Origin of the sequence: Sphingobium sp. IP1 (assembly GCF_002708645.1) — a bacterium.
In the GTDB taxonomy this organism is placed as follows: Bacteria; Pseudomonadota; Alphaproteobacteria; order Sphingomonadales; family Sphingomonadaceae; genus Sphingobium; species Sphingobium yanoikuyae.
Genome location: NZ_NOIW01000174.1, coordinates 1 through 6646, shown reverse-complemented (window position 1 = coordinate 6646; position 6646 = coordinate 1). Strand labels below are relative to the sequence as shown.

Annotated in this window: 6 protein-coding genes, 1 tRNA gene, 1 pseudogene and 1 riboswitch; of the genes and pseudogenes, 3 read left to right on the top strand and 5 right to left on the bottom strand. The window is 64.8% G+C overall.

All coding sequences use genetic code 11. The features are described from left to right. Positions 1-258: 258 nt before the first annotated feature. Positions 259-452: riboswitch (cobalamin riboswitch) on the bottom strand. Between the two features lie 66 nt (positions 453-518). Beyond that, positions 519-1379, top strand: a complete 861-nt coding sequence (locus tag CG471_RS28405) for an ABC transporter substrate-binding protein (protein WP_099234501.1) — start codon at positions 519-521, stop codon at positions 1377-1379. 12 nt (positions 1380-1391) lie between these two features. Here the strand turns inward: CG471_RS28405 and CG471_RS28400 are convergent, their stop codons facing one another. Further along, complete coding sequence (locus CG471_RS28400; protein WP_004209723.1) at positions 1392-1790, bottom strand: thioesterase family protein; 399 nt, start codon at positions 1788-1790, stop codon at positions 1392-1394. Then, complete coding sequence (locus CG471_RS28395) at positions 1790-3862, bottom strand: S9 family peptidase (protein ID WP_099234500.1); 2073 nt, start codon at positions 3860-3862, stop codon at positions 1790-1792. Before CG471_RS28395 ends, CG471_RS28400 begins: the two co-directional genes overlap by 1 nt. A gap of 110 nt (positions 3863-3972) precedes the next feature. On the opposite strand from CG471_RS28395, the gene CG471_RS28390 reads away from it, so the two are divergent. Further along, on the top strand, positions 3973-5754 hold the full coding sequence (locus CG471_RS28390) for an aminopeptidase P family protein (protein ID WP_099234499.1): 1782 nt from the start codon (positions 3973-3975) through the stop codon (positions 5752-5754). Between the two features lie 6 nt (positions 5755-5760). Here the strand turns inward: CG471_RS28390 and CG471_RS30890 are convergent, their stop codons facing one another. Next, positions 5761-5901, bottom strand: coding sequence for a hypothetical protein (locus CG471_RS30890; RefSeq protein ID WP_180275829.1), 141 nt, complete (start codon positions 5899-5901; stop codon positions 5761-5763). Positions 5902-6016: 115 nt separating this feature from the next. Between CG471_RS30890 and CG471_RS28385 the strand changes: the two genes are divergently transcribed. Continuing rightward, positions 6017-6091 (top strand) — tRNA-Thr (locus CG471_RS28385). A 23-nt stretch (positions 6092-6114) separates the two neighbouring features. On the opposite strand, the gene CG471_RS28380 is transcribed toward CG471_RS28385, so the two are convergent. Next, a complete protein-coding gene (locus CG471_RS28380; protein ID WP_099234502.1) occupies positions 6115-6339 on the bottom strand; it encodes a DUF1294 domain-containing protein in 225 nt (74 codons plus the stop codon). 55 nt (positions 6340-6394) lie between these two features. Beyond that, a pseudogene (locus tag CG471_RS28375) lies at positions 6395-6646 on the bottom strand (TonB-dependent receptor); the annotation flags it as partial.

Sequence of the window (6646 nt, the reverse complement as noted above, 5' to 3'; positions counted from 1 at the left end):
ACAAGCGAGGATCGAGGATGCGCCGGCATCGGCAGCGGCATCGGGCGGTGGCGCCTGCTGCGCCTCTTCGGCGAAAGCGGTGGTGGAGAGAAGGAAAGAACAGAAAGTCAGATATTTGAACACATGAGCCCCCGGACGAGGGACCGCATCTCAGGGACGATATCAGTGCCCGGCCGGGCGCGACATGGTCCCCGCAATGTGCGGTCCACCTGTCGCCACGCGGGTTCACCCCCGTCCGCTCGGCACACCCTGTCCGCGCGAAGGACGACCGCGACGGGCAGGTCTCCTGGCTCGCGGGTCATCGCTGATTCATGCCGCCTTCTCAGAACCTTGCGGTTCCAATGGCATGTGGCACAAAAGCTCGCCGCTCACAGTTGCAGGGGCAGCCGGGGTCTTGAACCCCATTCCCTTTTCATCCCCGTTGCCGGGGAACCTGTCGCAGTCCGGGCGATAGGCGAGCCCGACTGGAGCGTCAATCTTCCTTGCCTGGCGGAGCACGCGGGCTAAGGGAGGTGGCCATGCGGATATTTGCGCCCATCGGCCCCGGCAAGGGGATGATCGCCCTGATGATCGCCCTGATCGGCGGCGCCACATTATGGGCGGCCACCGCGCGCCAGCCTGCCAGTGCCAGCAAACGTCCGCAACGGATCGTGTCGCTCAACCTGTGCGCCGACCAGTTGCTGGTGGCGCTGGCCGATCGCGACCAGATTGCCGGCCTGACCCATAATGCCGCCGATCGACAGATGTCGGCGGTGGCGGCCGTAACGAAGGGCCTGCCCATCCTCGACGGATCGGCCGAGCAGATTTTGGCGACCAATCCCGATCTGGTGATCGGCATGCCGGCGCGGCGCAATCCGGCGATCGCGATCCTCAAGGCCCAGCATTATCCCGCCGTCGACCTGAAAAGCGCGGACAGCTATGCCGATATCGTCGCGTCGATCCGCACGGTGGCGCAGGCGATCGGCCATGCCGACCGCGGCGAAGCGATGATCGCGCGGATGGACCGGGAACTCGCCGCCCTGCCCCGCGCACCGAAGCCGAAGGTCGCCGCCTATTATCAGCGGCGCGGTTATATGACCGGTACCGGCACGCTGGTCGACGACCTGATGACGCGGGCGGGCCTGCGCAACCTGGCCGCCGACCTTGGCAAGCCGGCGATCGCGCAGGTCAGCCTGGAGGAGATGGTCGCGGCCCGGCCCGATTATCTGATCGTCGAGAGCGCGACCGACCGGATCACCGACCAGGGCACCGAAATGCTGCACCATCCGGTGCTGCGCGACATAGCGCGCATCAGCCTGCCCCAGGCCTGGACCGTGTGCGGCGGACCGGCCTATGTGCAGGCGGCCCGCGCCCTCTCCCAGGCCGTCAGCGCCCGCTGAAGCTGGGCCGGCTCAGCCCTCGATGAAGTTGGCGGCGACTTCCGCCGGCACCCGCATCAGCCGGCCACTTTCCTTGTCGATCATCGCCCAGGTGGATTTGGCCGACACCTTCACCTTGCCGTCCGGCCCGGTGAACTCGATCAGCCGGTCGAACCGCGCGCCGCGCGGCCCTTCCGGTATCCAGGTGCGGCCCGATACGACGTCGCCCTCGGTCACGTTACCGCGATAATCGACCTCATGCCGGGTCACGACCCAGATATAGGCGTCGACATGGGCCGGGTCGGCATCGGTCATCCAATGTTCGACCGACAATTGCTCCATCCACTGCACCCACACCGCATTGTTCACATGGCCCAGCACATCGATATGCTCGGGCCGTGCGGTGAACTGCTTGGTGAAGCTCGACGCCATCAGCCTTCCACTCCCAGCTGCCACAGGATGAACGCAAATTCCTCGGCGGTCTCGTGCAGGCTCTCGAACCGGCCCGACTTGCCGCCATGCCCCGCGCCCATATTGGTCTTGAGCAGCAGGATATTCTTGTCGGTCTTGGTCGCGCGCAGCTTCGCCACCCACTTCGCCGGCTCCCAATAGGTGACGCGCGGATCGTTCAGCCCGGCGGTCACCATCAGCGGCGGATAATCCTGCGCACTGACATGGGTGTAGGGATCATAGGACTGGATGGTGCGGAACGCGGCCTCATCCTCGATCGGATTGCCCCATTCGGGCCATTCGCCCGGCGTCAGCGGCAGCGTTTCGTCCAGCATGGTGTTGAGCACATCGACGAACGGCACATGTGCCACCACCGCGCCCCACAGGTCGGGATCGGAGTTGATGACTGCGCCCATCAGCTCGCCACCGGCCGATCCGCCCGAAATGCTGATCCTGCCCTTGGCCGAATAGCCAAGATCAATCAGCCCCTTCGCGACATCGACGAAATCGGTGAAGGTGTTGGTGCGCTTGTCGAGCTTGCCGTCCAGATACCATTGCTGGCCCATGTCGTCGCCGCCGCGAATATGGGCGATGGCAAAGGCAAAGCCGCGATCCAGCAGCGACAGGCGGCTGGTCGAAAAGCCCGGCTCCATCGCCAGACCATAGGCGCCATAGCCATAAAGGTGCAGCGGCGCGCTGCCGTCGCGGGGGAAATCGGCCGGATAGACGATCGACACTGGAATCTGCGTGCCGTCGCGCGCCGGGATCATCAGCCGCTCGGTGGCGTAGCGGCTGGCGTCATAGCCCGAGGGAATCTCCTGGACCTTGAGTATCTCCAGCTCACCCGTTGCCAGATGATAATCATAGATGGTGTCGGGCGTGACCATCGATTCATAGCCGATGCGCAGCTTCGTCACCTCATATTCGGGATTGTCGTCGAGACTCGCCGAATAGCTGGCTTCCGGGAACGGAATGCGCTTTGCCGCATGGGTCGCATAATCGCGCAGCTCGATCTGGTCGAGCCCGTCCTGCCGCCCTTCGGTGACGTAGAAGGTCTTGAACAGGGTGAAATCGGTCAGGTAGAAATGGGCGTCGGCGCCGATCACTTCCTCCCACTGATCGGGCGCGTCGAGCGATGCCTTCACCAGCCGGAAATTGGGATGGGTGTCGTTGGTCTTGATGTAGAGCGTGCCCTCATGCTCATCGACATCATATTCGCGGCCGGCCTGGCGCGCAGCGACGAGCAGCGGCGTTGCGGTCGGATTGTCGGCGGGCACCAGCCAGGCTTCGCTGGTCACATGATCGCCGGTCGCGATGACGATCCATTTTTCCGAGGAGGTGAGGCCGATCGAGACGCGAAAGCCCTCATCATCCTCATGGAACAGCTCGACGTCGCTCGCCACATCCTGGCCCAGCCAGTGCAGCCATGCATTGTCGGTCCGCCAATTTTCATTGGCCAGGCCATAGAGCAGCCCCTTTGAATCGCTGGTCCACACCAACGAGGAGAGGGTGTCGGGAATGACTTCAGGCAGGATTTCGCCCGAAAACAGATCCTTGATCCGCGCCTCGAACCGTTCGGAGCCATTGGTGTCGATGGCATAGGCCAGATAGCGGCCGTCCGGGCTGACCGACATGGCGCCCAGACGAAAATAGTCATGGCCCTGCGCCAGCGCCGGCTCGTCCAGGATCAGCTGGTCGTCACCGCCGGCTGCGGGCTTGCGATACCATTTGCGATATTGCGCCCCGGTCTCGAACGCGCGCCAGTAGATATAGTCGCCATCCTTCTGCGGGACCGACTGGTCATCTTCCTTGATGCGCCCCTTCATCTCGTGGAACAGCGTGTCGAGCAGCGGCTTGTGCGGCGCCATCGCGCCTTCGAACCAGGCGTTCTCGGCCTCCAGATAGGCCAGCACATCCTTGTCCTTGACGTCGGGATAGCCTGGGTCGCGCAGCCATGCGTAAGGATCGTCCACCGTGATGCCATGATGCGCGAAACTGTGCGGGCGGCGTTCGGCGATCGGCGGGGACAGGGGCGGCTGCATTTGATCGGTCATTAACTATCCATGGTCCAGACGGGGGCTGCGCTGGAATAAGCGCGCCGGCCCCTCTATGTTGTCGGCATTATGGCCAACGCAAGAGGCCGGAATGATCCAAGGGAAGTTCGATGTCCAGTTATGAAGATCGCCTGAAGGCCCTGCGCGCCCAGCTGGTACGCCAGAAGCTCGATGGTTTCGTGGTCCCCCTGACCGACGAGCATATGAGCGAATATGTCGGCGCCTATGCCCAGCGGCTCGCCTGGCTGACCGGTTTCCAGGGTTCGGCCGGCAGCGCCGTGGTCCTGCCGGAGGAGGCCGCGATCTTCGTCGATGGCCGCTATACGCTGCAGGTGCGCGAGCAGGTGGACGGCGCCCATTGGCAATATGAAAGCGTGCCGCAGACCTCGATCGCCGCCTGGTTGAAGGACCATGCGATCGAAGGCGCGCGCATCGGCTATGATTCCTGGCTGCACACCCGCGCCTGGGTGAAGCAGGCCACCGAAGCGCTGGCCCAGAAGGGCGCGGAGCTGGTGGCGGTCGACACCAATCCGGTCGACGCCGTCTGGCCCGATCGCCCGGCGCCCAGCGACGCCAAGCTGGTGGTCCATGAGGATCGCTATGCCGGCAAGAATGCGGCCGAGAAGCGCGCCGACATCGCCGACTGGCTGGTGTCGAAGAAGGCGGACGCCGCCGTCCTCTCCGCGCTCGATTCGATCGCCTGGGCCTTCAACATCCGCGGCAAGGATGTCGAGCGCACCCCGGTCGCGCTGGCCTATGCCATCGTCCATGCCGATGCGACCGCCGACCTCTATGTCGCGCCGGAGAAGATGGACGAGGCGGTTGCCAAGCATCTGGGCAATGCGGTGCGCATCCATGACCGCGCCGCCTTTGCCGATGCGCTCGCCGACCTCAAGGGCAAGACCGTCGTCGCCGACCCCGAGCGAGCCGTTGCCGCCATCTTCGAGGCGCTCGACGCCGGCGGCGCCCAGATACTCAGCCTGCGCGACCCCGCCGTGCTGCCCAAGGCGATCAAGAACGACACCGAGATTGCCGGCCACAAGGCGGCGCAGGCGCGCGATGGCGCGGCCTTGAGCCGCTTCCTCCACTGGATCGCGGTGGAAGCGCCCAAGGGCGGCCTGACCGAACTCTCCGCCTCGGACCGGCTGGAAGCGTTCCGCAAGGATACCGGCCTGCTGGAGGATCTGTCCTTCGACACGATCAGCGGCGCCGGCCCCAATGGCGCGGTCGTCCATTATCGCGTCGAGGAAAAGACCAACCGGCCGATCGAGACCGGCAGCTTCTATCTGGTCGATTCGGGCGGCCAGTATCGCGACGGCACCACCGACGTCACCCGCACCATCGCCATCGGCAGCCCTAGCGAAGAGATGAAGCAGCGCTTCACCCTGGTGCTGAAGGGCCATATCGCGCTGGCCCGCGCCGTCTTCCCGGTCGGCACGCGCGGCGGCCAGCTCGACGTGCTGGCGCGCCAGTATCTCTGGGCGCAGGGTCTGGATTATGCCCATGGCACCGGCCATGGCGTCGGCAGCTTCCTGTCGGTGCATGAAGGGCCACAGCGGATCGCGACCTTCGGTGGCGGCGACGAGCCACTGGTGGCGGGCATGATCCTCTCGAACGAGCCGGGCTATTACAAGACCGGCGAATATGGGATCCGCATCGAGAATCTGGTGCTGGTCGAGGAACGGGCGATTACCGGCGGCGAAAAGCCGATGCTGGGTTTCGAAACCCTGACCTTCGCGCCGATCGACCGCAACGCCATCGCCATCGATCTGCTGGACGCGGGCGAGCGCGCCTGGGTCGACGCCTATCATGCGCAGGTGCTGGCCGTGGTCGGCCCGCAGCTCGACGGCGAGGCCCTGGCCTGGCTGCAGGCAGCCTGCGCAGCCCTGTAACGCGGATCAGTCTTTCGACGGTTCCGGCGCGGGGGCGGGCTCAGTCCCCTCCCGCGCCACATCGCGGCTCTGGGCCTTGCGCCGCCGCAAATTGTCGCGCAGCGCCTGCGCCAGCCTTGCTTTCTTTTCGTCCTGGGTCTCACTCATGACGAAGCGCATAAGCAAAATGCATTATCTGCCGCAACCCGCCTTGACAGGACGCGCAGGGGCGGCCATAGGCGCGACCTCCGAAGCGCACGGCGCGACGGGGACGAAATAGAGTGCTGCCGTAGCTCAGTGGTAGAGCGCATCCTTGGTAAGGCTGAGGTCGCGAGTTCAATCCTCGCCGGCAGCACCATTTCTCCCCCGACAGATGAACAATCAGATCATCGCCCATCCGGCGAGGACCAGCGCCTGCGCCGCGGCGATCAGCCATAGCCACCGGCTAAAGGGCTGCTTGCGCGTCTTGTGACGAAAGAGGTGGCGCGCGGCAAATGCACCCGGCGTTCCGCCTGCAAGCGCCCAGAGCAGCAAGGTCCGCTCGCGGATTCGCGCCATTCCCCGCACAGCCCGGCGCTTGTCGAACCCGAACAGCGTGAAGGCCATCAGGTTCGCCAGCAGCAACCAGGCGAGGGCAAGAAACTGTGTGACGGGAATCGGCTCAGCCGCGCACGGTGACGCCGATCCAGAGCGTCCTGGGCGTGCCCAGATCGATCGATCCACCGGCATTGCGGGTGACGACATCCTCGTCGAACAGATTTTCCCCGCGCGCGACCAGGCTGATATCATGGCCGATCGGCAGCCGGGCGAGGGCGTCGAGCGTCAGCGCATCGGGCAGCACATCGCTCTGCAGATCATCCTCATATTGCTTGGCCGTGTAGCGCAGCGTCGCCGACAGTTCCGGCCCGGCTTT